At 31.9% G+C, this 25,841-nt stretch carries 25 protein-coding genes; 6 read left to right on the top strand and 19 right to left on the bottom strand.

Going from position 1 to position 25,841, the window contains the following annotated elements; translation table 11 throughout:
- Nucleotides 1–6 precede the first annotated feature (6 nt).
- The 12 genes from Q0807_RS09020 to Q0807_RS08965 form a co-directional block, all read right to left on the bottom strand.
- Entirely contained in the window at nucleotides 7–807 is an 801-nt protein-coding gene (locus Q0807_RS09020; protein WP_299108826.1) for a universal stress protein, read from the bottom strand.
- A gap of 4 nt (nucleotides 808–811) precedes the next feature.
- Nucleotides 812–2,404, bottom strand: a complete 1,593-nt coding sequence (locus Q0807_RS09015) for a SulP family inorganic anion transporter (protein WP_299108824.1) — start codon at nucleotides 2,402–2,404, stop codon at nucleotides 812–814.
- An 89-nt stretch (nucleotides 2,405–2,493) separates the two neighbouring features.
- Complete coding sequence (locus Q0807_RS09010) at nucleotides 2,494–2,736, bottom strand: hypothetical protein (protein ID WP_299108822.1); 243 nt, start codon at nucleotides 2,734–2,736, stop codon at nucleotides 2,494–2,496.
- A 98-nt stretch (nucleotides 2,737–2,834) separates the two neighbouring features.
- Nucleotides 2,835–3,593 carry a tetratricopeptide repeat protein gene (locus Q0807_RS09005; protein WP_299108819.1) on the bottom strand — a complete coding sequence of 253 codons (759 nt, stop codon included), beginning with the start codon at nucleotides 3,591–3,593 and terminating at the stop codon, nucleotides 2,835–2,837.
- Nucleotide 3,594: 1 nt separating this feature from the next.
- A complete protein-coding gene (locus Q0807_RS09000; RefSeq protein ID WP_299108817.1) occupies nucleotides 3,595–5,367 on the bottom strand; it encodes a BatD family protein in 1,773 nt (590 codons plus the stop codon).
- Nucleotides 5,368–5,387: 20 nt separating this feature from the next.
- On the bottom strand, nucleotides 5,388–6,230 hold the full coding sequence (locus Q0807_RS08995; RefSeq protein WP_299108815.1) for a tetratricopeptide repeat protein: 843 nt from the start codon (nucleotides 6,228–6,230) through the stop codon (nucleotides 5,388–5,390).
- Between the two features lie 68 nt (nucleotides 6,231–6,298).
- Nucleotides 6,299–7,336: a VWA domain-containing protein gene (locus Q0807_RS08990; protein WP_299108813.1), complete on the bottom strand. Its 1,038-nt coding sequence runs from the start codon at nucleotides 7,334–7,336 to the stop codon at nucleotides 6,299–6,301.
- Complete coding sequence (locus tag Q0807_RS08985; protein WP_299108811.1) at nucleotides 7,329–8,333, bottom strand: VWA domain-containing protein; 1,005 nt, start codon at nucleotides 8,331–8,333, stop codon at nucleotides 7,329–7,331. The genes Q0807_RS08990 and Q0807_RS08985 overlap by 8 nt, the downstream gene beginning before the upstream one ends.
- A complete protein-coding gene (locus tag Q0807_RS08980; protein WP_299108809.1) occupies nucleotides 8,333–10,045 on the bottom strand; it encodes a hypothetical protein in 1,713 nt (570 codons plus the stop codon). Before Q0807_RS08980 ends, Q0807_RS08985 begins: the two co-directional genes overlap by 1 nt.
- Nucleotides 10,046–10,085: 40 nt before the next feature.
- Nucleotides 10,086–10,952 carry a DUF58 domain-containing protein gene (locus Q0807_RS08975; protein WP_299108807.1) on the bottom strand — a complete coding sequence of 289 codons (867 nt, stop codon included), beginning with the start codon at nucleotides 10,950–10,952 and terminating at the stop codon, nucleotides 10,086–10,088.
- A 117-nt stretch (nucleotides 10,953–11,069) separates the two neighbouring features.
- A complete protein-coding gene (locus Q0807_RS08970; RefSeq protein ID WP_299108805.1) occupies nucleotides 11,070–12,071 on the bottom strand; it encodes a MoxR family ATPase in 1,002 nt (333 codons plus the stop codon).
- 194 nt (nucleotides 12,072–12,265) lie between these two features.
- The gene (locus Q0807_RS08965; protein WP_299108803.1) at nucleotides 12,266–12,829 is read right to left on the bottom strand and encodes a DUF4382 domain-containing protein; all 564 of its coding nucleotides are present in this window, start codon (nucleotides 12,827–12,829) and stop codon (nucleotides 12,266–12,268) included.
- Nucleotides 12,830–12,932: 103 nt separating this feature from the next.
- Between Q0807_RS08965 and Q0807_RS08960 the strand changes: the two genes are divergently transcribed.
- The 3 genes from Q0807_RS08960 to Q0807_RS08950 all read left to right on the top strand — a co-directional run bounded on the left by Q0807_RS08960 (nucleotide 12,933) and on the right by Q0807_RS08950 (nucleotide 15,798).
- Nucleotides 12,933–13,796, top strand: a complete 864-nt coding sequence (locus Q0807_RS08960) for an aldo/keto reductase family oxidoreductase (protein WP_299108801.1) — start codon at nucleotides 12,933–12,935, stop codon at nucleotides 13,794–13,796.
- Between the two features lie 84 nt (nucleotides 13,797–13,880).
- Complete coding sequence (locus Q0807_RS08955; RefSeq protein WP_299108799.1) at nucleotides 13,881–14,633, top strand: SDR family NAD(P)-dependent oxidoreductase; 753 nt, start codon at nucleotides 13,881–13,883, stop codon at nucleotides 14,631–14,633.
- A gap of 31 nt (nucleotides 14,634–14,664) precedes the next feature.
- Nucleotides 14,665–15,798, top strand: coding sequence for an ATP-binding protein (locus Q0807_RS08950; protein WP_299108797.1), 1,134 nt, complete (start codon nucleotides 14,665–14,667; stop codon nucleotides 15,796–15,798).
- Between the two features lie 214 nt (nucleotides 15,799–16,012).
- Here the strand turns inward: Q0807_RS08950 and Q0807_RS08945 are convergent, their stop codons facing one another.
- From Q0807_RS08945 to Q0807_RS08915, 7 genes are all read right to left on the bottom strand, one after another.
- Nucleotides 16,013–17,200 (bottom strand): DUF1501 domain-containing protein, encoded by a 1,188-nt coding sequence (locus Q0807_RS08945; RefSeq protein ID WP_299108795.1) that lies wholly within the window; start codon nucleotides 17,198–17,200, stop codon nucleotides 16,013–16,015.
- A 10-nt stretch (nucleotides 17,201–17,210) separates the two neighbouring features.
- Nucleotides 17,211–18,572 (bottom strand): DUF1800 family protein, encoded by a 1,362-nt coding sequence (locus tag Q0807_RS08940; RefSeq protein ID WP_299108792.1) that lies wholly within the window; start codon nucleotides 18,570–18,572, stop codon nucleotides 17,211–17,213.
- A 93-nt stretch (nucleotides 18,573–18,665) separates the two neighbouring features.
- Entirely contained in the window at nucleotides 18,666–19,253 is a 588-nt protein-coding gene (locus Q0807_RS08935) for a hypothetical protein (protein WP_299108790.1), read from the bottom strand.
- A gap of 21 nt (nucleotides 19,254–19,274) precedes the next feature.
- The gene (locus Q0807_RS08930) at nucleotides 19,275–20,204 is read right to left on the bottom strand and encodes an OmpA family protein (protein WP_299108788.1); all 930 of its coding nucleotides are present in this window, start codon (nucleotides 20,202–20,204) and stop codon (nucleotides 19,275–19,277) included.
- Nucleotides 20,205–20,311: 107 nt separating this feature from the next.
- Nucleotides 20,312–21,016: a hypothetical protein gene (locus Q0807_RS08925; protein ID WP_299108786.1), complete on the bottom strand. Its 705-nt coding sequence runs from the start codon at nucleotides 21,014–21,016 to the stop codon at nucleotides 20,312–20,314.
- Complete coding sequence (locus Q0807_RS08920; RefSeq protein ID WP_299108785.1) at nucleotides 20,994–21,698, bottom strand: hypothetical protein; 705 nt, start codon at nucleotides 21,696–21,698, stop codon at nucleotides 20,994–20,996. The genes Q0807_RS08925 and Q0807_RS08920 overlap by 23 nt, the downstream gene beginning before the upstream one ends.
- 124 nt (nucleotides 21,699–21,822) lie before the next feature.
- A complete protein-coding gene (locus Q0807_RS08915) occupies nucleotides 21,823–23,376 on the bottom strand; it encodes an aldehyde dehydrogenase family protein (RefSeq protein ID WP_299108784.1) in 1,554 nt (517 codons plus the stop codon).
- A 286-nt stretch (nucleotides 23,377–23,662) separates the two neighbouring features.
- Here Q0807_RS08915 and Q0807_RS08910 point away from each other — a divergent pair, with 286 nt between their 5' ends.
- From Q0807_RS08910 to Q0807_RS08900, 3 genes are read left to right on the top strand one after another with little or no spacing between them, the layout of a single operon-like run.
- On the top strand, nucleotides 23,663–24,442 hold the full coding sequence (locus tag Q0807_RS08910; protein ID WP_299108782.1) for a DUF6090 family protein: 780 nt from the start codon (nucleotides 23,663–23,665) through the stop codon (nucleotides 24,440–24,442).
- Between the two features lie 15 nt (nucleotides 24,443–24,457).
- Nucleotides 24,458–24,793, top strand: a complete 336-nt coding sequence (locus Q0807_RS08905) for a hypothetical protein (RefSeq protein WP_299108780.1) — start codon at nucleotides 24,458–24,460, stop codon at nucleotides 24,791–24,793.
- Nucleotides 24,793–25,836 (top strand): DUF6090 family protein, encoded by a 1,044-nt coding sequence (locus Q0807_RS08900; protein ID WP_299108778.1) that lies wholly within the window; start codon nucleotides 24,793–24,795, stop codon nucleotides 25,834–25,836. The genes Q0807_RS08905 and Q0807_RS08900 overlap by 1 nt, the downstream gene beginning before the upstream one ends.
- Nucleotides 25,837–25,841 lie beyond the last annotated feature (5 nt).

Below are 25,841 nucleotides of genomic sequence, written 5' to 3'. Positions count from 1 at the left end.
TATTTATTATGCTTCTGAAACTAATAATGAAACATTCAACTTATTCACCACCTCTCTCAATGAGGCTTCTCCCGTGTTTCTTGTTTTATTTTCAGTTCTATCCACGCATAATAAATTCACCTTGTTTTTTAAAATAAATGAAGAGAGTGTTTTTAAGGCATTAGAATTTTGTTCAAAAACATATTCTACCATCTTTTGCTCTTTGTCAACAATAATATTGGCAGCTGATTGTTGACTATTAATAATTTTAAATGATTTCAGTGGAGTTTCTGTATGTGTAATTACATCTTTAGAAAACTCAGTATTGAAAAATTTATTTGAATCATTAAAGACACCTAAAGTCATTTTTTCATTGGGTATTAATGCATTCTCATCTGAAGAAATCATTATGTAACCCTTAAACTCTTTTAAAACAAATTTTGTTATGCCATCTCCAATAAGTTGAAGAGGGTTAGAGTCTCGATGTCCTAAAACAATAACATCTGGTTTATAACTCTTAATTTGTTTTAGAATCTCTTCTTTTATTTTTCCAAATGCATAACTCCCTTTAATTGTTACATCATAATCCTTCGCATAGGATTTTACAGATGTATCAATAGTTTTTTTGGTAGTATTATGCTCTTCATTTAATGCTCTAATTGCAGATAATTGATTGTCACCACCTACAATATCAATGTGTTTTTTAACATGAAATAATGCAATCTCTGCATCAATCATTTTTGCTAAACTCACACTGTTTTTTAAGATAGTGCTTTCCGTCTTCTTTAAATCTGAAAGCACTAATATTTTATATTTTTCTGCTTTCATATCTTTAACTTAAACTAATATTAGACTTAGGTCTCAATTGAAAAAACTCAATAAAACTCGGTGGATTTTCAACAATACCACGTTTAGAAATTAATTTAATATCAATATTTCTCTCTTTAGCCTTAAAAGCAAAGTCTTCAAGAATTTCTATAATATCATAATCTAAATACCTTGTTTTAGTAACATCAAATTCTAAATACGTGTCTCTCGGTAAACTATCTAACTCTTTTAAAATAGCACCTTTATTAAAGAAAGTTACTTCTTCTGCAAGAGACATTTTAATCTTATGTTTTCCATTACTATTATCTTCAATATGAAGAAAGTGAGAGTTCTGGTAGCTCTTTAATAGTATAACAACAATACCAACTGCTAAACCTAAACCAATACCTACCAATAAATCAGTAAAAACGATTCCTATAACAGTTACAAAATAAGGTACTGATTGTTTCCAGCCTAATTTATACATCTTAACAAATAACGCTGGTTTTGCTAATTTGTAACCCACGATTAATAAAATTGCTGCTAAAACTGATAAAGGAATCTTATTAAGTAATGATGGAATTAAAATTACTGAAATCAATAATAACAAACCATGAATAATGGCAGACATTTTGCTTTTTCCACCAGATTGAATATTAGCTGAACTTCTAACAATAACTTGAGTGATTGGAAGTCCACCTACTAAACCAGATAAGATATTACCTGTACCTTGAGCTAATAACTCTCTATTTGTTGGAGTTACATTTTTATCTGGATCTAATTTATCTGTTGCTTCTACACATAATAAGGTTTCTAAACTTGCTACTAATGCAATGGTAAAGGCAATAATCCAAACTTCTGGATTAGTTATAGCAGCAAAATTCGGAAAACTAAATTGACCAATAAACGAATCTAAACTATCTGGAACAGGAACACTTACCAAGTGTGATTTTGCAATAGCAAGGCTCTCGTTAGATTGCGTTACGATATAGAAAACTATACCGACTACAACCGCAACTAAAGGACCTTGAATGATTTCAAAAAACTTTCCTTTCTTAACTAAAACGTTACTCCATAACAGCAATATACCCAAAGCTATAAAGCCAACGATCATAGAACCTATAATAAGGTTATCGAAAATATGTAAAATTGCAGAAAATGTATTTTCTCCAGAGGTCTCTAAAAAACTATCTGCTCCTTCTGGTTCTGCATCATAACCAAAAAAGTGTGGTATTTGTTTCAAAATTATAATAATACCAATACCTGTTAGCATTCCTTTAATTACAGAAGATGGAAAATAATACCCTATAATTCCTGCTTTTAAAAAGCCAAAAATTAATTGAATAACACCTCCTAAAACAACAGCAACTAAAAAGTTTTCATAACCACCTAAAGTACCTATTGCTGTTAATACAATTGCAGCCAAACCTGCTGCAGGTCCACTAACTCCAATTTTAGAACCACTTAAAGCTCCTACTATAGTTCCTCCAATGATTCCGGCGATTAATCCAGAAAAAAGAGGTGCTCCACTGGCTAAAGCAATACCTAAACATAAAGGTAAGGCTACGAAAAATACAACGACACTTGCTGGCAAGTCGTTTTTTAATGTTTTAAACATTTGATATAATGATTTTATGCTATTGAAGTAAATTCAATAGTTATTTTAATATTTATTTTAGTGACAATAACTGTCAGAACGAAAAAATATTAAATAAAATCGGGTGGTGGAGAAATGAGATTTAAGTGCGGTATTGGATAGTTTTTAAACGTATACCCAATGTGATTTGTGTTTGTATGATCTTCAAACAAACTTGCAGTATCAAGGTTTATTTTTTCGAAAATCAATTTTTCAGCATGATTTTCTTCCTCTTCTGTAATACTATAGAAACATGTTACATCTACAGAATCATCAATAGATAATATAATTGTAGGCGCAGATATTAATCCCATTAATACAATGGTGAAAAATATTGCTGATCTATATTTATATTTCTGAAACATAAGTCGCAAATATAATATTAAGAAATTAACATACTGTTAAATTGTTTCTAAAAATTCTTCAACAGTTTTATATCTTTTGAAGGAATCCATCCTGTAGAATTATCGGATAGTTGAATTTTTTTCCAGTCGTCATAAGTTTCTACGACTTGCACCTTTGTACCTTCATGCAATCTAAACACTTCTTCGCTAGTAGCATTAGGATCCGTTTTCACTCTACTTTCTTGAGCAAAAACAATGGCAGGATTATCCTTTTTGCTCAAAGCTTCTTTTTGAAACGCCATCACAACAGAAAAGCAAGCTACAACTAAACTTACTATGCTAGTTACAAAAGCTATTCGTTTCTTTGAAGATGAATAAGAGAAGTGATAAGCTAAAAATATAATTACGAATAAAAGCACACCTCCTACCGCAATTATAGCCCAAGTATCTATATTAAATGTATTGACTAAATTATTTATCAGTCTAGAAAAACCAACTTTGGGAACAACATCAACAGCATCTATAGTCATGTTTTGCGCAAATGCTAAATTGTTTTGAATATCCTTATCGTTAGGATCTAAAAGCAATGCTTTTTCATAATAATAAATGCTAGGTGCAATATTGTTAAGCTTATAATTGGCATTTCCTAAGTTAAAATATAACTCAGCAGAATGCTCCTTAGCATTTAAAATAGACTCATACGTATCAATAGCTTCAGCATATTTTCCGTCGTTATACAACGTATTTGCTTCGCTAAACGCTTTATCATTTTGTGCAAACCCAACAAGGCTAAAACAACAAATAAGTAATAAGGTAATAGCTCTCATATTATCTCAGTTGTTTATCTATTAATGAAATTGTTTTTGCTGCCTTATCATAATCATTCTGCATAGTCACTTGTGTAATTGGAGTGTAACGTGCCAATTCACAATTTTCTAAAATTGAAATAAAATCGGAAACTACATCGCTTTCTACTTGGCGTTCTGATAATAGGCTTTCAATTTTTTCTTTATTAAAATCGCTAGTTTCAATATTTAATTTTGCTTTTAAATAATTATGAAGTGCTTTTTCTAGGGCTAAGTAAAATGATTCTTTTTGCCCCATTGCCTTTTTAGCTTCACCTAAATATTTTTTGGCTAAACGATCTGCTTTTCTAATACGGTTTCCTTGCACATCAGCATCTCGCTTATCCTTTTTACGTCTTATCATTATAGCTAATGGAATCGCTAAAAACGGTAATAACGTTAACGACCAAAAGGCTGAAGATCTAAAGAAAGGTTCTGATTTTACATTAGTCCAATTAGATGTTGTTTTTATAAAAGCGAAAGTGTTTGTATTAGGGTTTACAGTTTGTTTTGTGCTTGCTGTTGCATTTTCACTATTTGTATTACCAGCTGTTGGTCCTTCTATGACATCTATAACAATCTCGTCTGAGGTAATACGATTATAAATTTCCTTCTCTGGGTTAAAATATGAAAATGAAATACTAGGCACAGGATATTTCCCTCTGTATTGCGGAACAATAGTGTACGTATCTGAAATACCACCTTGCATCCCACTTAAATTAGTTCTAATATTTTCTTTATGTTCAGGTTCGTATACTTCTAATGAACTTGGAACGGTTAATTTTGGTAATTCAAACAGTTTTAAATTTCCTTTTCCTGTAACTTCAATTTTAGCTTGAAGGGATTCTGTAGCATTTAATTGCGTTTTACTTGTTGTTACTTTAAATGAATAATTACCAACGGCACCTTTAAAATCTGAAGGTTTTCCTTCTTCTGGTAATGGTTTTACATTTATAGTTCTACTGCCTGCAGTAACTTCTTTAGGGATTTTAGTCATTAATTGTCTCCCAAAGATATCACGTTTATTAGAGCGCACTTCAGCAGTGATATCCATCACTAAAGGCTCAATTTTTAAACTTCCTGTTTTTTGAGGGTAAAGCACTGTTTTTCTTAAAACAACATAACGGTAATTTTTACCTTTATACTCACCTTCTAAAATATTGAGGCCTTTTATTTCAATATTCTGACTCCAAAAATCATTAAATCTAGGAATTTCCTTTTCTCTCCAATTACTACTTACACCAATTTCCTCAGAAACATATAGTTTATAAACTACCGTTATAGCTTCATTTAAATACGGGTTAGCATTAGAAACCTCAGCGACTAAGTGTATGCTTTCTTCTGCCAAATCTGAAGCAGCTGTGTCTCCATTAGGTTTAGTTATTGCTTTGGTAACTTCAATGGTAATTGGAAAGGTTTTATAAGTTTCACCATCTATCTCTATGGTGGCTTGTTTAATTGTAAATTTCCCTTGTTTTTTTGGCGCTAAGAAATAGCTATATGTCTTATTATAAGAACGTTGTCCGTTTCTAGAATAATTACTAACCGAAGTATTAGGGCCACCAACCACATCAAAATCTGCAAAGCTTGGCGGCTCAAAATTGTCACCATCTTTATTCATTTCAAAATCGATACGCAAGCGCTCGTTAGCACCTAATTTTTTCTTACTGACTTTAGCCTCAAATTTAACTTGTGCAGAAGCCATACTTGTAGCAAGTATGAGGCATATTATTGATATGTATTTTATGAATTTCATTGCTGTAATTACGAACTAATCTACCAATCTTTTTCAGTCTTTACTTTAACGCCTTTTTGCTTTTCAGCATTCATTTTTTCTTGAACTTTTTGCTCTTGGTTTTGCATCGCTTCTAGAATATTTTTTACTTGCTGAGGAGACATTTGCCCTGGTTTTGGCTTTTGTTTTTGGTTTTTATCTTTATTATCCTTATCGCCTTTACCATCATCTTTTTTGTCGTCTTTAGGCTTTCCTTCATCATCTTTCTCCTGATCACCATCTTTTTTATCTTGGTCGCCTTCGTCCTTTTTATCTTTATTATCCTTATTGTCTTTGTTATCGTCTTCCTTTTTTTGGTCGTCTTCTTTGTCTTGCTCTTGGTCTTTATTCTCGTCCTTTTTATCTTCTTCGCCTCCACCATCTTCTTGCTGATTAGCACAATCTTTTGCTATAGCCAAATTATAACGTGTTTCTTCATCATTAGGATTACTTCTTAATGCATTTTTATAAGCTTCAACCGCTTCTTTACACTGCTTACTTTCCATTAAAATATTACCCATATTATGAAAAGCTCTATGTTTTTCAATTTTATTGGTTGCGTTTTTTGCAGCTTCTTGACTTCTAAAGAGAGCTTCATCAAAACTACCTTTCTTATAATACGAGTGCGCTAAATTATAAGCTCCAACAGCCTTACTTGGTGCTTTAGAAATAGCTTTTCGGTATGCCATTTCAGCCTCAACATAATTATCTTCACTAACCAATTCATTTGCTTGATACACAAAATCAGTAGCATTTTTTTCGGCTTTTAATTGTGCTTCATTTTGGTCTTGCGAAAAACCAAAAAAACCAACCAAAAGTGCAATAAGTGATAAATATAATTTCATGTTTGTTTTAATTATGTAAACGACCTCTAAATTACTAAAGCCTTTAATGACTTAGCGTTAAAGAAATTCTAAAAGTTTTCATTGAATAAGTTAAGTTTTTTCAACCAACCTGTTTTTCTTTCTAATAGGAAAATATCAATGAATAACAACAAAATTCCTAAACCAAGAAACCATTGAAATTGGTCTTTAAAATCTGCAATTTGCTTAGATTCAAATTCTTGTTTATCCATTTTAGCGAGCTCCTCTTTAATAGTATTTACAACCTCTGTAGTATTACTACCATTAATATAAACACCATTAGCTTCTTCCGCAATTTCTCTTAATGTAGTTTCGTCGAGACGTGTAATTACCGTTTCGCCATTATTATCTTTCTTATAATTTAAGATAACACCATTCCGTTTAATTGGGATTGGCCCACCTTTTAAATCTCCAACACCAACGGTTAATATCCTTATACCTTGTTCGGCTGCTTCTTCAGCAACATTTATAGCTTCACCATCATGATCTTCTCCATCTGAAATGATAACTAAAACACGATTAGCTTGATCTTCATTATCGAAATATGTTTTTGATAGTTGAATTGCTTCACTAATTGCCGTTCCTTGTGAAGACATCATATCTGTATTCATATTTTGTAAAAACATCTTTGCCGAAGCATAATCTGTTGTAATTGGTAATTGCGGAAACGCTTTACCAGCATAAGCTATTATCCCAACACGATCACTTACTAAACTGTTGATAATCTGAGTAACCAATTGCTTAGATTTATCTAGTCTATTTGGTGCAATATCTTCAGCTAGCATACTTTTAGAGACATCAATCGCGAACACCACATCAACACCTTCACTTCTTACGGTTTCTAATTTTGTACCAATCTTAGGATTTACCAATGCTAAAGACAAGCATGCAAAAGCGCCACAAAGCACAAACACTTTTAATATACTTTTAAACAAAGATTGATTAGGACTCAGGCGTTTTAACAAGGCTGAATCAGCAAATTTTTTCTGCGCAGAACGACGCCAAAGCTGAAGAAAAACAAACAGCAAAATGATTACCGGTATTACCAGTAATGTCCAAAACCATATTTTTTCATCGAGTCTAAACAAAGCTTCTAAATATTGTGTTTCTTAATAATAATTCTATCAATAATAACAGACCTGCCAAAAGGATAAATGGTCTGTATTTTTCATCGTAATTGTAATATTTCTTTTCTTCTATTTCTGTTTTTTCGAGCTTATTGATTTCATCATAAATCTGAGCTAACTTATCATTATTTGTTGCTCTAAAATACTTTCCACCTGTTTCTTCTGCAATTTCTTTCAATAAAGCTTCGTCAATTTCAACTTGCGCTCTGCCATATCTAAACGTACCGTTATTATTAAAGCCAATTGGCGATAATGCCATTCCATTAGTTCCTAAACCAATAGTATAAACTTTAATACCATATTCTACAGCCAATTCGCTCGCAATTTTTGGGTCTATAAACCCAGAATTATTTACACCATCTGTTAAGAGTATAATCACTTTACTCTTGGCTCTACTATCTTTTAATCGGTTAACAGAAGTTGCTAATCCCATACCAATTGCCGTTCCGCTCTCAATTATTGTATTATATTTTATATCTCTAAGTGAGCGTTGCACAATAGATTTATCACTTGTAATTGGAGTTTTGGTATACGCTTCTCCTGCGTATTCTACCAAACCAATTCGGTCACTAGGACGACCATCAATAAAATCTGCTGCAACTTCTTTTAAAGCATCTAATCGATTAGGTTTTAAATCTTTTGCTAGCATACTTGCAGAGACATCAATTGCCATTACAATATCTATTCCGCTCGTTGTTTTTGTTCTTGTAGAAACATCTACAGTTCTTGGTCTTGCTAGTGCAACAATTAAAAGTCCTAAAGCAATTAAACGCAATGCAAATAATACATGCTTAAACTTTGACCAAAAGGATGATGTGTTTTTAAAGCCTTGAATGCTCGACATTTTTAACTCTGCCGTTTGCTTACTATTTTTAAACACATACCAAACTATGGCCAATGGCAAAAGCAATAGCAACCAGAAAAATTCTTTATTTAAAAATTCTATATTCTCTAACATTAGTTTTGGTCTTCTTCTACTTCGTCTGGTTTTAATTCTATGGAATCTGTAATACGTTGTACCATATCTTTGGCATAATCATCATTTTTTGGAAATGTAATTATAATTTGCTGTAATACATTCTCATTAGCAAAACATAACAATTCATATTTAGCATCTACACCATATTCTGTATTAGGCATTTTTAAACTTAAGGTTCCAAATGTTTTTAAACCTTCAGCTCCATTTGGTGTTGTAAACTTTTCTCGTTTTACAGAAATATTACTTGCGCCTTTAGCTTCAAAACCTTTTATGGACTCTTCTGATACTTTATATAAATCGAAAGTTGGCTTGTCTGATTCCTGAGGTTCTGCACCTTGTTGTTTTGGTACTTTTAATGTGGTAGTATTAATAACTACACTAAAAACATCTAGTAAGGTACCATAAGCAAAAGTGGTCATAGATAATTTTTCCTTTGCTTCATCTGGTATTTTAGTATCTACACGCTTTAAAACTTTTGGTGTTTCAATCCAAACTGGTGGAAAACCGTATGCGCTCTCTACCCAATCACCTTCTAATAACTCTTTACTTTCATGACCAATAATGGTATCTTTTACATAACCGAAACCATATTTTACGCCAAAACCTACAAATGTGGCCACAATAAGAAAGATAGAAATAGCAACTGTTATCCAGACTTTTTTACGCTTCTTTTTACGCTCTTGTTCTTCTTTATATTTTTGGTCTAATAATTTTTCTTCTTCAGAAGGTTCTGGTAAACTTACTCTAACGTTATCAATAGCTTTATCTATTGTTGTTTTATCCATTTTAGCAAGTTCTACATCAGGAGCAGACTTAGCAAACTTCACTAAATCGGCACGCTGTAGAATAGATTCTATATGTAATATTGTTTCCTTTGATAATGGAATTTGATTTCCATCTTTCAACAGATTTAAACGTGCAATAAGTTCTGCTGTTGTACTTTCTAAAGCACGGTCGTAAACTTTTTCATCTAAGTATTTTCTTATGATAAAGGTTAATTCTGAATAATACTCCTTCACTTCAGAACGCACTAAATACTGGCTTTCATCTAATTTCTCTAATGCTAATTTTGCTCTGTCATATGGTGGTAAAAGCGCAATTTCTTCTTCTTTAGTTAATGGTTTTTTTCTCCAAATAAACCAATACAATAAAAAGGCAACTAAGGCTATCGCAAATAATGCAATTAAAAGCCATTTCCACCAATTACTTTTACTTTTTTCAACTTCTATAATAGGTTTTATATCGTAAAGTTTCTGCTTAGTAGTATCTATTACAACAGTATTAACAGCAACATTTAAAGAGTCTGTAAAAAATGGTTTCTCGTCAATTATTATTTTTTGTCTCGGAATGGTATATACTCCAGAATCAAATTGTGTAAGTTTATAAATTCTAGATAATAAATACCTAGAATCTCTTTTTGTAGTGTCTATTTTTAACGCCTCAACAGCTTCTAAAGGCATAAATGTTTGACCTTCTGGAAATACAACTAATGATAAAGTATCCGCTTCAACTTTAATTTTATAATTGATTTGCTCTCCAATTCTGATTTTTGTAGTGTCTATTTCCGTAGTGACTTGCGCTGACGAGAATAAAGAACCTAGAAAAAAGAAAATTGAAAATACACCGAAAATTAAAAACCGCTGACGGTAAACTTTTGTTTCTTTATTTCTTATTAATATGTTGTTTTGCATTTTCATTTTTAATCTCTTCATCTATCAAACTTCAAGCTGATTAGCCTCTTTGTTTAAAATAGCCCAATAATTTTTTTACGTAGCTTTCATCCACACGACAATCAATAGAACCAGACCCAGATTTTGCGAAACTGTCCTTAAAGTAGTGAACCTTTTCGTTGTAAAATTTACTATAATTTTGACGTACTGATTTTGAACCTGTATTTACTAACATTAATTCACCAGTCTCCTCGTCTTCCATTTGTACCATTCCAATATTTGGAATTTCGGCTTCATGTTTATCGTAAACTCTAATACCTGTAATATCATGCCTTCCTGCTGCTATTTTAAGATTATGCTTATAATCGTCTGCAACAAAATCTGACAATAGAAATACAATAGCTTTCTTCTTCATTACGTTAGACAAAAACTTTAAAGCTTCACCAATGTTGGTTTTTTTACTTTTAGGTTGAAACTCTAATAACTCACGAATAATTCTAAGGACATGCGAACGTCCTTTTTTAGGCGGAATAAACAATTCAATTTCATCCGAAAATAAAATCAAACCTATTTTATCATTATTCTGAGTTGCTGAAAACGCTAAGGTAGCTGCAATTTCGGTAACAATTTCATCTTTAAATTGATTCTTTGTCCCAAAAAGTTTACTACCAGAAACATCTGCCATGAGCATCATGGTGAGCTCACGTTCTTCTTCAAAAACTTTAATGTGTGGTAAATTGGTTCTTGCCGTAACGTTCCAATCTATATTTCTTACATCATCACCAAATTGATATTGACGGACTTCAGAAAAAGTCATACCACGACCTTTGAAGGTCGAATGATATTCGCCTCCAAATATATGATCAGACAAACGACGTGTCTTAATCTCTATTTTTCGTACTTTTTTTAGAAGTTCTTTAGTATCCATTATTTAGTATGCAGTTTGCAATATTCAATTTGCAGTGTTCAGTCCTCTGTGTTCAGTTTGTTGTATTCAGTTCTGAGCAAACGACTGCTAACTAAGGACTAAATACTTAAGACTCATTTATGGTACTTCTATCTCATTTACAATTTTGTTGATAATATCTTCCGAAGTAACATTTTCTGCTTCAGCTTCGTAAGTAATTCCTATTCTATGACGTAAAACATCATGTACAATTGCTCTCACATCTTCTGGTATTACATAACCTCTTCGTTTTATAAAAGCATAACATTTTGCTGCTGTTGCTAAGTTAATACTACCACGAGGTGATGCTCCAAAAGAAATTAATGGTTTTAAATCATCTAATCTGTATTTTTCAGGATAACGTGTTGCAAAGACAATATCAAGAATATATTTCTCAATTTTCTCATCCATGTACACTTCTCTAACTGCTTTTTGAGCACTTAAAATTTGAGCTACAGAAACAACAGGATTAACTTTCTCATAAGTACCTCTTAAATTGGCTCTTACAATCATTTGTTCCTCTTCAATTTTCGGATAATCAATAACCGTTTTTAGCATAAAACGATCCACTTGCGCTTCTGGCAAAGGATAAGTTCCTTCTTGCTCAACCGGATTCATTGTTGCCATCACCAAAAATGGCTTATCTAAGATAAAAGTTTCATCTCCAATAGTTACTTGCTTTTCTTGCATAGCTTCTAATAAAGCAGATTGCACTTTTGCTGGTGCTCTATTTATCTCATCTGCTAATACAAAGTTGGCGAAAATTGGTCCTTTTTTAATAGTGAAATCATTTTCTTTCATATTAAAAATCAGTGTACCAACAACATCTGCCGGCAATAAATCTGGTGTAAATTGGATCCTACTAAAACTAGCATCAATCGCTTTAGATAAGGTATTAATCGCTAAAGTTTTTGCTAAACCTGGCACACCTTCTAATAAAATATGACCTTGACCTAATAAACCGATAAGCAAACGCTCTACCATGTGTTTTTGTCCAACTATAACCTTATTCATTTCTAAGGTTAATAAATCTACAAATGCACTTTCTTTTTCAATCTTTTCATTAATTGACTTAATGTCAACTGTATTCGTTTCTTCCATTATATAAGGGTTTAAGAACAAATCTATTAATTACCATTTTTAAAATATTTCACACAAATGGTCATTCAATATTTTAGAGGATGCAAAATGTTAAAATTTTTCGTTAGATGCTGTTAACAATTGGTTAAAAAAAAAGAGTAACACCGAAGTACTACTCTTTTTAAGAATTAATTATGGATTAGGGTTAATTAATATTAAAATTTTCTTATTTCTGTGTACAATTTTGGATTAAGAATCATCATATTTTCGTCTTCACTAAAACTTACAGATTCATCTATATCAATGTTTATTTCTAGCTGATATATATAACTCGCTTCAAAATCTCTCTTTATTAAGTTTGAAGGTGAACCGTTTCCGCTACTTGTAATATCTAAATTCACTAAAGTATTATTGATATTCATAAAATTATTATCACCAAGAACCAACCTAACTTCGTAAATATAAGTTGGGTTGACTTCAAAATGGTCTACTAAAAGTAATTCAGAATCACTTCTTAATTCAGACACATTATGTGTTCCGGTATTTATAGCGTTTAAACTCACCCAAGCATTAGACAAATTCCCATCTTCTTTCACTTTTACCTGTACATCTTCAATATCAAAATATACATCGCTGTATTCACTAAGATTACTTTTAAGACTTACAGTAATAGCTGCTTTATTGCCATCTCTTCCCATATCATCTTTAGTACAGCTTGTATAGCTAATTAAAAAAACGAGAGATAAAACAATAGTTTTTATAGATTGTAGGTGATTCATTACACAGAGAATTAAATAATTACACTCAATAATACTGTTTTATCAATGTTTTGAGTACTTTTATACATGAATTGCAAGAAAACATACTTAAACTGATAAATAAGTGACATATTCTCGATTAATTGCAGGAACCATGACTTGGGGGAGTTGGGGAAAACAACTCTCGAAAAAAGAAATGGCATCAATGATAGATTTTTGCGTTGCCAACAACATTACCACATTTGATCATGCTGATATTTATGGTGCATACACAACTGAAGCTGACTTCGGAAAAGCATTTGCTGATTCTGGATTAAAGCGAAAGGAAATTCAGCTCATCTCTAAATGTGGAATTCAAGACGAATGTGAAAACCGACCTAATAAGGTTAAACATTATAATTACAGTAAAGATTATATTACCTGGTCCGTTGAAGAGTCTTTAAGAAATTTAAATACCGACTATTTAGATTTGTTATTACTGCACAGACCGAGTCCTTTAATGGTTGCCGAAGAAATAGCTGAAGCAATTACCATTTTAAAAAAAGACGGAAAAATTAGAGACTTTGGTGTTTCTAATTTTACACCATCGCAAATGGACATGATTGGATTGCGTATGGATATTGACGTCAATCAGATTGAATTCTCCTTAACCGAACATACAGCAATGTATAACGGAACGTTAGATTTTATGATGACTAGCGGAATAAAACCCATGGCTTGGTCACCTTTAGGTTCTGTGTTTAAAGAAGATACTGAGCAAACTAGACGCATACACAAACAACTAGGTGCACTTAAAGATAAATACAATGCTACCGAAGACCAATTGCTATTGGCTTGGATTATGAAACATCCATCTGGTGTTCATCCTGTAGTTGGCACAACAACTAAAGAAAGATTACAACAAGCAGTTGCAGCTACAAAAATTAACTTAGAAACTGAAGATTGGTTTTTAATATTGACTGCTGCACAAGGACATAAAGTTCCATAAAACTTATACTAACCCTTCCCTAACCAGAAGGGTTTTTTAATTATTATTAGAAAACGATTTCTGACTTCTCAAGAAAACTTCGCAATGAAAAAAACGGCATTAATCACAGGAGCGACTAGCGGAATAGGCAGAGCGACTGCTCACGAATTTGCTAAACACGGCATTAATTTAATTTTATGCGGCCGCAGACAAGAACGATTAGATAGTGTACAAAAAGCATTATCTCGCGAAACAGATGTATATATATTAAATTTTGACGTTCGTGATAGAAAACAAACTTTTGAAGCTATTGCTTCTTTACCCAAAGAATTTCAAAAAATAGATATTCTCATTAACAACGCAGGTAACGCACATGGACTAGACCCAATACAAACGGGTAGTTTAGATGATTGGGATGCCATGATGGACATCAATGTAAAAGGTTTACTTTATGTGAGTAAAGCGATTATTCCTGGCATGACAGACCGTAAATCCGGACACATCATTAACATTGGCTCTTCAGCCGGCAAAGAAGTTTACCCAAACGGAAATGTGTATTGCGGCAGTAAACATGCTGTATTAGCAATCACTGAAGGTATGAGAATAGATTTAAATCCCTTCGGAATAAAAGTAGGCGCTATTAATCCTGGTTTGGTAGAAACTGAATTTTCAGAAGTACGTTTTAAAGGTGATTCTAAAGCAGATAATGTTTATAAAGGCTATAAAGCATTGCAACCAGAAGATGTTGCCGATGTCATTTACTTTGCCATCTCAAGACCAGCACACGTAAATATTGCAGATGTTCTGATGTTTTGTACTGCTCAGGCTAGTTCTACTATTGTAAAAAAATCAAATTAACAAAAGTCCTTCTTTTGCAAGAAAACAAATTATGATTAACAAACGTCTTCTCATAAAAAACTTACTTGCTCATAATGATGAGAATAGTTTCTATGATAAAAAGTTAAAAATCAATATTGGCCACAAAGAAGGAAAAGCTAAATTTTTAAAACATGTTTGTGCACTTTCTAACAGCAATCCAAAAAACAACTCTTACATAGTAATTGGTGTAAAAGATGACGACAACAAAATCGTAGGTGTCGATTTTTTTGATGATAGTAAAATTCAGAATCTCATCAATGCCTACCTCTCAAACCCACCAATTGTACAATACGAAAATATTCCTTTTCCGCATTTACCAGATGACAAAGTGGTTGGCCTAGTTACTATTAGACCAATTGACTCTATCACATCGCTTAGAAAAAACATCTGGAAATATTATGGTGGTTCTGTCTTTTTTAGAGACGGAAGCATGAGTATGCCTAAAGTTTTTGATATTGAAATTAAAGATGTGAATTCTAAAATTGTGGCTGCCATAGAAAAGCATGCACAAAACAATATTGAACTTACACTAGAAGGCGTTTTTGATTTTATGAATAAACGCCAAGATTACAATCCGCAATACAAAGTGTTTAAAGAATACTTTGTTTTATGCTGGTCTGGCGCTAAGAAAGTAATAAAAAACGAAGTCTTCTTTTCTAGAGTTGATATTGAAATGATAAACGAACAGGTACGTTTATTTTATTCCACTCTAGATGAAGTATCCATTTCATATTCCGAGAACTCTTTTAGAATAATTGAATATGTTAGACTCGGCTTAAACAAATCTTATAAATACTATAAGCTTGAAGAAAAAACGATTCAATTTAATGACAATGCCAATTATTCTATTGATGTGAATCTTATTTTTGAGCCACCACAATTCGACAAAAAAGTATTGCACCATATTTACAATGCTAACAATGCTATTTTAGAAAAACTTCAAAAGAAACAAGAATTATCTCAAAATGAAATTGAAGATTTAAAGAATTTAGCAGCAAGTTATCTCATCTGTTACCTCAACGGTTTTGATGACGCACTAGATAAGTTAGAATATTCAAAACCCTACATAAAAGATTACGATACAGAACTCTATATTTCATATAAAGAAACAATTCGAGTTTTAAGAAAAGTAAAATATAGTTAGTTCATCGATATTTTACGAAATTATAACCTCGTTTTCTGCGTCTTATCGGAGACTGCATCAAAACACTACTGATTATACATTTTTTTTAACCATTCATCAAAAAATTTGTTAACGAATAGAATTATTGCACATCTTTGTATTGCTATTAATCAATTATTAAACCTTGTTTCTATAGAGCTTAACGCTCAAATTGAAACAAGGTTTTTTTATATACCTAGATAAAATTCAATGTTTTTTGTTTGGAAGGAATAATTCCTTTGGCAGAAACATTTAGCCAGTTAGAAAGAATTGTAGCATAAACAGATCTAAAATCAACATCATATTTTAAATCACCATTCCCATCTAAATCACTTAAACTCGCAAGATCATTATAGAAACCTGCTTTCTTTAAATTTTCACCAATTACAAACACATTATTTGCCGCACCATGATCTGTGCCATTAGCTGCATTCTGTTTTACGCGTCTTCCAAATTCTGAAAAGGTGAAAATTAAAGTATCCTCAAAAGTATTATTTCGTTTTAAGTCCTTTACAAAAGCCAAAACACTCTCTGCGTACTGCGATAACAATTTTGTTTGTTTATTATTTTGACCGGCATGAGTATCAAAACCACCTAAAGAGGTATAAAACACCTTTGTATCTAAACCTGAATTGATAAATTGCGCAATACTTTTAAGCTGCTTTGCAAATCCGTTTTGAGGATAGCTCTCTTGAGATGATTTTACGTTGGTGTTTTCAAAAATATAACTAGCAGAAGACTCAGCTTCTATCATAGTCTGATAGAGATAGCCTAAATTATGTTCGCTTAAATGTGCATCATTGTAATGATTAAGCACCTTTTTAAAATAAGGATCCTTTGCTGTATTATACAAAACTTTATAATCATTAGTGGCAATACCATTAAAATGCTCACCTTTCATAGCTAAACTTAATTGCTCATCCATTTCCAAAGCATTATAAGGCTTATCGCCATGCTTATCCAAATAACGACCTAACCAACCACTTTGCAAATATTCATTAGAAGAACTTGCTGTTTGCCAAATATCCATAGATCTAAAATGTGAGCGAACCGGATTTGGATAACCTACGTTATTTATTATTGACAATTCACCATTATCAAACAAAGAGCGCAATGGACTTAAACTAGGATGAAACCCTAAATCGTCATTCAGTTTTATAATACCTTTTGTAATCGCTAATTGTGGCCTTGCATTGTAATACAAATCATTATTATGCGGAATTATTGTATTTAACCCATCATTACCACCTGCTAATTGAACAATTACCAAACGTTTATAGCCTAATTGTTTCGCCGTAACAGATTCGAAAGCTTTTACAAAATTTGGAACAAAAAACAAGCTGCTCGCTAATGCTGAATTCTTAATAAATTTTCGTCTGTCCATGATTATTCTATTAACACATTTGATATTCTGGTAACGACATTAGCTGAACACAATACTCTTGCTTAGAAGTTTTACTCAACGTTTTTAAAAAGTCTGCAGTACCTTTATTACTATTTCCTTGAAGGATATAATCTTGAAGATTTTCAGGATTAATATTTTTATAATTTTCTGAAAATGTATTCCAATCAACCGTGACTTTAATAGGCAATTTCCCTTTGTTTTTCTTGAAAAACTTCTTTCTTAACTCATCATTTTCACCCGAAGAAATTACAGCATTATTCAACATAACCGAAGGTAATTTTAAACGCACCATTATAGTATTAGCATCAATCCAAGCTTTATCACCTTTCCAACCTGCAACATTTGGCGGATTCAATAAGGTTTGCCCTAAAAGTTTCTGAATTTTAAGTAAATCCTTTTCTCTTCCAAATTTAACAGGAACTATTTTTACCATGCCTATTAAATATTCAATAGGTGATTTAATTTTTGCACCTACATTCTCATCATCATAAAACCAATCTGACAACAACACAAAACGCATTAGATTTTCGATATTATAATCCTTATAAAAAACATTAGCCATGGCTTCAATATGTTTTTTATTAGGTTTTGGATTTACAAAATAACGATAGATTTTATCTGATATATAGGTCGCGCATTGTTTATCTTCAAGAATTATATCAATAATATCATCACCTGAAAAATTACCGGTTTTACCAAAAAATGTTTTTTCACCTTGATCATGAACTTTCATTTTAAACCTGAAATTCCCATCAAAATCATGGTTATAACCTGTAAAAGCTCTGGCGCTTTCTTTTATATCTTTTTCAGAATATTGTCCTTCACCTAATGTAAACAACTCCATTAGTTCGCGAGCAAAATTCTCATTAGGTTGGTTTTTTTTATTTTGTTTGCCATTTAAATATTTAAGCATTGCTGCTTCCTTAGATATTGATTTTACAAAAGTTTTAAAATCACCAAGCGCATGCGTTCTAAGCGTATTATTAAATTTTTGAGCAAATACTACATGGTTGTCTTTACACACAAAGTGATTAGCCCAAAACAGCGTCATTTTCTCTCTCAGTAACTCTTTAGCATCAACCAATTGATTTAACCAAGCATAATTTAAATTTGCCAGCTTTTTTCTACTTGCAACCCTTAATTCTTGAGCAAATTTAGGATTCTCTTTTAGGTCCTTTACAGTAACACCGTGCATAAAAGACAAGTCAATTTTAAGAGGTGATATCGATTTAGAATTATCAAAAATAGCATCCACTATTTGCTGCCTATTTTTAGGCAATGAATTAAAGTTAGTCGGATTAATCCCAAAACCAACTCGCCAATATAAATGCTGAAGTTCTTGCTGTGTCATATCTAATAAGACTAAAAATTTAACGAATAGTTTAAAAACAAAAAACCGCTTCTATTATGAAACGGTTTTTATAATTAAATATTTTTGAGGTGATTATTTACCACCATCAAGTTGGTCTTGCCATTCTAATAGTTCTGCCCATTTACCTTCATATGCAAACTTTGCTTGTGCTGGCCATGTGCCTGGCTTATGTATTTTATAACGATCTCCTCCACTATCTAAAACAGATTGACATTTTTCAACACTACACTCAGAGAGCGCTTTCCATGTTTTAACATCATGGTTATGAAACAATTCTTTAATTTTTGGACCGATGCCTTCAACAACGGTTAAGTCGTCTTGTTTTATTTTTTTACCAAAAACAGCTTTAGCAGCATCAGCATCAAAAGGAACTAAAGCAGCAACAGCAGCTGGTGCTGTAAAAGATGAAGCTAAATTAGCACTTTCTAGTTTTGCTGATTTTAAATCAGATTCTAAAAGTGACGCAACATTTTTTGACGCACTTAAGTCAGACTCTAAAGATAATCTTGCTTTTCTACAAGCCTCTAAATCTGCTTCAAGTTTAGCTATTCTATCATTGCAATCATCGTGATTACTTCCACCTAGAAGTTTTCCTAGTAAATAGCCAAGTATTGCGCAAATGACACCTACAAGTAATGGGATTAATATACACCAATTCATAATTATATATTTTTAAGTTAGTTAGTTAATTGTTATTACGGTACGTCTGTTTTTAGCCTGACCGTCTTTAGTGTTGTTATCTGCAATAGGATCATTTGGTCCTTTTGAAGACGTTTCAATATTTGGTTCTAAAATCCCGTTTCTTACTAAATAATCTTTAGCAAAATCTGCACGTTCTTGTCCAAGACGCATATTTGTATTTGCATTTCCTGTATTATCAGTATGACCTACAACTTGTATTTTAACACCAAGCTTATCTACACAACGCGAGATATTTGCGATTTTTTCACGTTGATCTGTTGTTAAATTAATTTCTGCTTGTCCTGTTTTAAAGTATAATACAATTGGGTTTTTACGAATATCATCGCAGATAGCAGCTAAAGCTTCGTCAGTTGCACCTTCTTTAGATGTTAACATCCCAAATTCTAATGGCCCAAATAAAGTACCTGAGTCATCTGGATTAATAGCATCGTTTAATTGCCCATTAATATTAATTTGCTTGGAAGGAATGCCTTGAGATACTAAATAGTTTTTCACACTATTTGCTCTTGCTAATCCAAGATTTGGAAAGGCAGAATTATTGGTTTCATCACTCTTATAATAACCAGTGATATCTACCGTTTTTAATGGATTTTCTAAAAGGAAGTCTTTCAATTTAGTAACGCCTTCAGTTACATTAGGAGAAATAGTGTCTAAAATTGAAAATTTAGAAGTCTTAAAATTAAAGTTATCATTAATTTTAACATTGAAGTTGCCATTAGCATCAGAAAGGCTAAAACCATTTCTTGTGACTTGATTAACTTCTGGCTCTGCCACAATAGTATTAGTTTCTTCAGTAGTTACTTCATCTTCAGGACAACAATAACAGTCGTCACAGAGATAGCAAAACAATAAAGTACCAATAATGATTGTAAGCAAAATACCTAGAAGGTAAGTTGTTTTTTTACTCATTAGTTAGTGTTTTTTAGTTAATTGACTGTCAAGATATTAAAAATTTTAACACTTTTAGTCATTTATACGAAACACAATTCCCAAATAAGTCACTTTAATGCAATGTTTTAGTTCAAAAACCGCGATACTAAATCTCTTTTTCCCATAATAAACATAACACCAAAACCTATTGTATTATAAGTTCCTTTTTCAAAAAAAGACTCTAATCCTTGAGGTGCTTTTATGTTTGTTTTAATACTTCTGTAAGAGTAATCTATGTAGAGGGAAACATGTGAGTGAATCTCATAAGCAACATATAAGCCATAACTAGATAAATTACCAGAATCTTGCTGAATACCTTCTCCCAAATTAAATCCACTATTTGTAATTTTTGTTTTGCCAAACAGCGCTGCATTTACGCCAACTCTAAAATCTGGTAACGGTAAAAACTCATAACCAACGTAAAGAAAATTACCTTCAAACCTACTTTTTCTATAATTACCAACTAATGCTTTATTACCAACTTTAAAATAGCTTAATGAGTTATTATATTCTAAAAAGAATTGCTTGTAAACAAATAGCTTGAATCTTAAATCATAACCAGATTTTCCGTTTAATGCACTACCAATAAAATTATCACCAGAAGAAATAGGATTTTGGTAACCAACAGAAAACGCCATATACCTCTGTCGTTCTTTTGAACTGAAAACACTAGATTTTTCTTCTGTATCCTCTATTATATCATTCTGTTTGTCTTCTTGAGTAACACCAACGAAACTATAACACAAACACAATCCAATAAATGCACTTTTAATAACTGAATGTAAACTCATAAGTTGGTTGGTTAATTGTAAATATTTCGGTGATTTCTGGCTGATTATTTATGGAATAAATAAATTCTACAGTACTCCCAAATATTGTTTCTAAACTGCGCTCTTCATCTGGACGTAAATCTGTTAATAATCTATAATCTTCTACACCATTATAGCAATAACTATAGTTTTCGTTAATAACGCCTTGATCATAATATTCCGCACAATAAATACTGTTGTATTTAAATTTATAATCTAATGTGTTTCCTTCACCACTTGTGCGTGTAATATTATAATTTAATGTTGCTCTTTTTTTTAATTCTATGGTATTAAGATTATATACCAAATTAGAAGGAACGTAAGCTATAGTACTTGTGTAATACCTATAATTTGTAACATCTTCTTCTGCATCTATTTCTATCGAAAATTCATCATCTAAATCTAAAACCGAAGTTACCGAGAATTCTCCATCATTTCCGCTGTAACCTCTCCCTAATAGATAATCATCGTAGCCAGAATTTACAAAAATTCCTCTTGCTCGTCTTGTGTAAATACTAATTTGCGCATTCTCAATTGGCTCTCCAATACTATTTACAACTTCACCTACTATTAAAATCCTTGTATCATCTTCTAAACGCGTAACACAACCAAGAGTTGTTAATACTACACATAATATAAGAAGTTGTTTTAAGTTTATTTTCATGTTTATTATTTAAAATATATAACCTTAAGATGTGAAATGTAAGAAAAGGTTGCGTGCAATAGTGTTAAAAAAAAGCCGCTTCTTTCGAAACGGCTCTTAATTAATATTTATTTTTTAATTTGATCTACAAATCAAACTTTATCCCTTGTGCTAATGGCAATTCATCAGAATAATTAACAGTATTTGTTTGTCTTCTCATGTAAACTTTCCATGCATCAGAACCAGACTCACGTCCGCCTCCTGTTTCTTTCTCACCACCAAAAGCACCACCAATCTCAGCACCAGAAGTTCCGATGTTTACATTCGCAATACCACAATCTGAACCAGCATAAGATAAGAATTTTTCTGCTTCTTTCATTTCGTTAGTCATAATGGCTGAAGATAAACCTTGAGCAACACCATTTTGTTTAGCAATAGCATTTTCAACTTCACCAGAATATTTCATTAAGTATAAGATAGGCGCAAAAGTTTCGTGCTGAACAATTGCAAAATGATTTTCTGCTTCAATTATTGCTGGTTTCACGTAACATCCAGACTCATAACCTTCACCTTCTAAAACACCACCTTCAACTAAAACGTTTCCGCCTTCAGCTTTTGCCTTTTCAATAGCAGCCAAATAAGTTTCAACTGATTCTTTATCTATTAATGGTCCGATATGATTTTTTTCATCTAAAGGATTACCAATCGTTAATTGCCCATAAGCACCAACAATGGCATCTCTTACTTTATCGTAAACTGATTCGTGAATAATTAGTCTTCTTGTTGACGTACAACGTTGTCCACATGTACCAACAGCACCAAATACAGCACCAGGAACTACTACTTTTAAATCTGCAGTTGGTGTAATAATGATAGCATTATTTCCTCCTAATTCTAATAAAGATTTTCCAAAACGTTCAGCAACTGTTGCTCCAACTATACGTCCCATTCTTGTAGAACCTGTAGCAGAAACTAAAGGAATTCTAGAGTCTGTAGTCATCATTTCACCAACCTTGTAATCTCCATTAATGATACAAGAAATACCTTCTGGCAAATTGTTTTCTTTTAAGATACCTGCTATTATGTTTTGACAAGCAATAGAACATAAAGGTGCTTTCTCAGAGGCTTTCCAAACACAAACATCACCACAAATCCAAGCTAAGGCAGTATTCCATGCCCAAACAGCAACTGGGAAGTTAAACGCAGAAATAATACCAACAACACCTATTGGGTGCCATTGCTCTCTCATTACATGTCCTGGACGTTCCGACGGAATAGTTTGTCCGTTTAATTGTCTAGACAATCCAACTGCAAAATCACAGATGTCAATCATTTCTTGTACTTCTCCGTAACCTTCTTGCAAAGATTTACCCATTTCGTAAGACACTAATTTCCCTAAAGGTTCTTTTAAGTCTCTTAATTTGTTACCAAATTGACGTACAATTTCTCCACGTTGTGGTGCTGGCATATCTCTCCAAGATAAAAAGGCCTTAGTTGCAGTATCCATTACTTTATCGTAATCTGCTCTTGTTGTCGCTTTTACCTTACCTATTAATTGACCATCTACAGGTGAGTAACTTTCAATAATTTCTCCATTAGAAAAATTATTTGAACCTGTTGAAGTCCCTTCATTTAAATCTTTAACTCCTAATTGACTTAAAGCTTCTTTTATTCCGAAATCGGTAGCAATTGCTTCCATATATGTTTAAATTTTATGAATTATTAAATTTTGATGCGAAGTTACTAATAAAAACTCAGTCTAATTGTAGCTTTAGTTGCAAAGGATATTAATTTAATAAACATTAATAAATAGGTCTATTCTAAAACGTATTTTAACTCAAAAAGATTAGAATTTCAACAAATTTTGAGATTAAATAAAAATGTAATAGTTTTATCTGTAACATTTTAATAACTTTAAATACAAATAGTTAACCAACCTCAACTACAACCATTGACTTAATTTGCTTTCAACCTAAAGAAAGTAAATGATTACATTATTTCGCCGATTTAGGCAACGACTTCTTACCGAAAACAAATTTTCGAGATATCTAATCTATGCTATTGGAGAAATTATCCTGGTGGTCATTGGGATTCTCATTGCGCTAGGGATTAATAATAACAATAATTTTAACGCGCAGAGAAAGGTAGAACAGGAATATCTCACGTCTCTTCAATCAGAATTTAAAACCAATCTGAATAAAATAAACACGTCTATTAAAGTCAATGAACAGCGCATAAAAACCTTAGAAAAGGTTTTGACTTTATTTAATAAAAATGTGCTCGATACCATTAGCCCACAGACAATCTCTCAATTACTTGGACCTATTTTAGGCAGTGATATTCAATATGTACCAGCAACGGGAGTTTTAAATGATATTATTAGTTCTGGTAAACTCAATCTTATTTTAAATAAAAATTTAAGACAAAATCTAGCTTCTTTTGAAAGCACTATAAACTATTTAAGTACCCAATTAAACGATGCCGATTTTACACAACGAAAATTAACCAGTCTTTTTTTTAAAAACGGAAGTGCTAAAACTATTGTTATGGATTTAAAAATGATTGATTCAGAGTTGCAATCCATATCTGCAAAAACTAATAATAAGGACATCTTCACTTCTATTGAATTTGAAAACTATTTAGTGGATTATTATTTATTAGCTAAGGCCACAAATGGTCCTCGATTATTTAGCGGCATTAAATCGCAAATAGAAAACATATTAAAAGAAGTTGAACACGAATTAGAAAACACTGAAAGCTATTAATTAAATATAAACATCATGAAAACTAAAAAACCAAACTGGACTAAAAGTGAATTACAAGTTTACATTATGCTACTCTGCGCTAATGCAGATAAAGAGGAAACTGAAGAAGAATTAGACATGATACAAAAGAAGACTAGCAAAAAAACATTTCTAAAAATGCATGAAAAGTTTCATAAACACACTTCTAAAAAGCGATTAGATAAAATTGAAAAAGTAATTAATAACCACGATTACAGCCAGATGGAACTTGCAGCTTTTAGACGAGAAATGTATAAAATCTTCTTTTCGGATTGCAGTTTTAGTATGATGGAAGAACGTTTAGACATGACCTTAGATAATATACTTTACTAATGATTAAATTTTTTAGAAAAATAAGATTCCACCTGTTAGAAAAAGGCAAATCTAGCAAGTACTTTAAATACGCCATTGGCGAAATTTTCCTAGTGGTTATAGGTATTCTCATTGCGGTAGGCATAAACAGTATTTATAATGCATCCCAAAATGAAAAAAAAATAAAAGCCATCCTTACTCAGGTACAGCAAGATTTAAAAACAGACATTATAGATGCCAAACGTATTTATAATGTTTATATCGGAAAAGATTCAATATTTCAAAAAATAATGAATGATTCCATCACTTTTGAGATGTATAAAAAGAATCCATATCCATTACCAATTACTGGAAATTATGTCTCTTTCAGTAATAAAAAAAGCGGTTATAATCGATTATTAAATAACTTAGAAAATTTACCCGAAAAATATAATTGCCTCATTCCTTATTTGAGTAATCTACACATTGAAATTCAAAACGAAATCGACGATTACAACACCTTTATTAAAAATACAGTGATGATAGATGGTCGTAAAGACCTAATGGTAAACCCAAAAGTAGCCGACTACAGTATGGGAAGATATCTTGATAAGGCTATGGCCTATTATTTTAACGACCCATTTCTAAAAAACAAATCGTCAATATACATGAACGATTTGGGCAACATTTCTAATGCCGCTAACGAATATAGGATTGAGAGTATCATACTTTATAAAAAAATAGATTCTCTATTGGGCAAAACAGCCATTGACTATGACGAACCGCTAATGCTATCCCCTAATAAAGATACTATAAATGACTTTTTAGGAGACTACAAAGGTGCATCAGAAGCCACACTTGGTGTGAAAGCATCTGTTAGTATGGAAAATAAAGAATTGGTATTAAAATCATCAGGTAGTCCAGACGTAAAACTATACTGGCATGAGGGTGATTATTTTTTTATTAAAGAAGGTAATGGAATTTTTAGATTATATAAAAACAAGCAAGACCAAGCTACTTTTGATTATAGTGGCACTGGAGGGAATTTCAGATTTATAAAAAACAATAAAGAAACTTCTAACTAAAAGGA

Source organism: uncultured Winogradskyella sp., from assembly GCF_947495255.1.
GTDB lineage: Bacteria > Bacteroidota > Bacteroidia > Flavobacteriales > Flavobacteriaceae > Winogradskyella.
The sequence above is the reverse complement of the archived record's forward strand: the minus strand, read 5'-3'. Positions and strand labels throughout refer to the sequence as shown.

Bases quoted from the DNA above. Each gene is read 5' to 3' on its own strand.
- Q0807_RS09020 (WP_299108826.1), bottom strand. From the start codon at position 807: ATGAAAGCAGAAAAATATAAAATATTAGTGCTTTCAGATTTAAAGAAG.
- Q0807_RS09015 (WP_299108824.1), bottom strand. From the start codon at position 2,404: ATGTTTAAAACATTAAAAAACGACTTGCCAGCAAGTGTCGTTGTATTT.
- Q0807_RS09010 (WP_299108822.1), bottom strand. From the start codon at position 2,736: ATGGGATTAATATCTGCGCCTACAATTATATTATCTATTGATGATTCT.
- Q0807_RS09005 (WP_299108819.1), bottom strand. From the start codon at position 3,593: ATGAGAGCTATTACCTTATTACTTATTTGTTGTTTTAGCCTTGTTGGG.
- Q0807_RS09000 (WP_299108817.1), bottom strand. From the start codon at position 5,367: ATGAAATTCATAAAATACATATCAATAATATGCCTCATACTTGCTACA.
- Q0807_RS08995 (WP_299108815.1), bottom strand. From the start codon at position 6,230: ATGAAATTATATTTATCACTTATTGCACTTTTGGTTGGTTTTTTTGGT.
- Q0807_RS08985 (WP_299108811.1), bottom strand. From the start codon at position 8,333: ATGTTAGAGAATATAGAATTTTTAAATAAAGAATTTTTCTGGTTGCTA.
- Q0807_RS08980 (WP_299108809.1), bottom strand. From the start codon at position 10,045: ATGCAAAACAACATATTAATAAGAAATAAAGAAACAAAAGTTTACCGT.
- Q0807_RS08975 (WP_299108807.1), bottom strand. From the start codon at position 10,952: ATGGATACTAAAGAACTTCTAAAAAAAGTACGAAAAATAGAGATTAAG.
- Q0807_RS08970 (WP_299108805.1), bottom strand. From the start codon at position 12,071: ATGGAAGAAACGAATACAGTTGACATTAAGTCAATTAATGAAAAGATT.
- Q0807_RS08965 (WP_299108803.1), bottom strand. From the start codon at position 12,829: ATGAATCACCTACAATCTATAAAAACTATTGTTTTATCTCTCGTTTTT.
- Q0807_RS08955 (WP_299108799.1), top strand. From the start codon at position 13,881: ATGAAAAAAACGGCATTAATCACAGGAGCGACTAGCGGAATAGGCAGA.
- Q0807_RS08950 (WP_299108797.1), top strand. From the start codon at position 14,665: ATGATTAACAAACGTCTTCTCATAAAAAACTTACTTGCTCATAATGAT.
- Q0807_RS08945 (WP_299108795.1), bottom strand. From the start codon at position 17,200: ATGGACAGACGAAAATTTATTAAGAATTCAGCATTAGCGAGCAGCTTG.
- Q0807_RS08940 (WP_299108792.1), bottom strand. From the start codon at position 18,572: ATGACACAGCAAGAACTTCAGCATTTATATTGGCGAGTTGGTTTTGGG.
- Q0807_RS08935 (WP_299108790.1), bottom strand. From the start codon at position 19,253: ATGAATTGGTGTATATTAATCCCATTACTTGTAGGTGTCATTTGCGCA.
- Q0807_RS08930 (WP_299108788.1), bottom strand. From the start codon at position 20,204: ATGAGTAAAAAAACAACTTACCTTCTAGGTATTTTGCTTACAATCATT.
- Q0807_RS08925 (WP_299108786.1), bottom strand. From the start codon at position 21,016: ATGAGTTTACATTCAGTTATTAAAAGTGCATTTATTGGATTGTGTTTG.
- Q0807_RS08920 (WP_299108785.1), bottom strand. From the start codon at position 21,698: ATGAAAATAAACTTAAAACAACTTCTTATATTATGTGTAGTATTAACA.
- Q0807_RS08915 (WP_299108784.1), bottom strand. From the start codon at position 23,376: ATGGAAGCAATTGCTACCGATTTCGGAATAAAAGAAGCTTTAAGTCAA.
- Q0807_RS08910 (WP_299108782.1), top strand. From the start codon at position 23,663: ATGATTACATTATTTCGCCGATTTAGGCAACGACTTCTTACCGAAAAC.
- Q0807_RS08905 (WP_299108780.1), top strand. From the start codon at position 24,458: ATGAAAACTAAAAAACCAAACTGGACTAAAAGTGAATTACAAGTTTAC.
- Q0807_RS08900 (WP_299108778.1), top strand. From the start codon at position 24,793: ATGATTAAATTTTTTAGAAAAATAAGATTCCACCTGTTAGAAAAAGGC.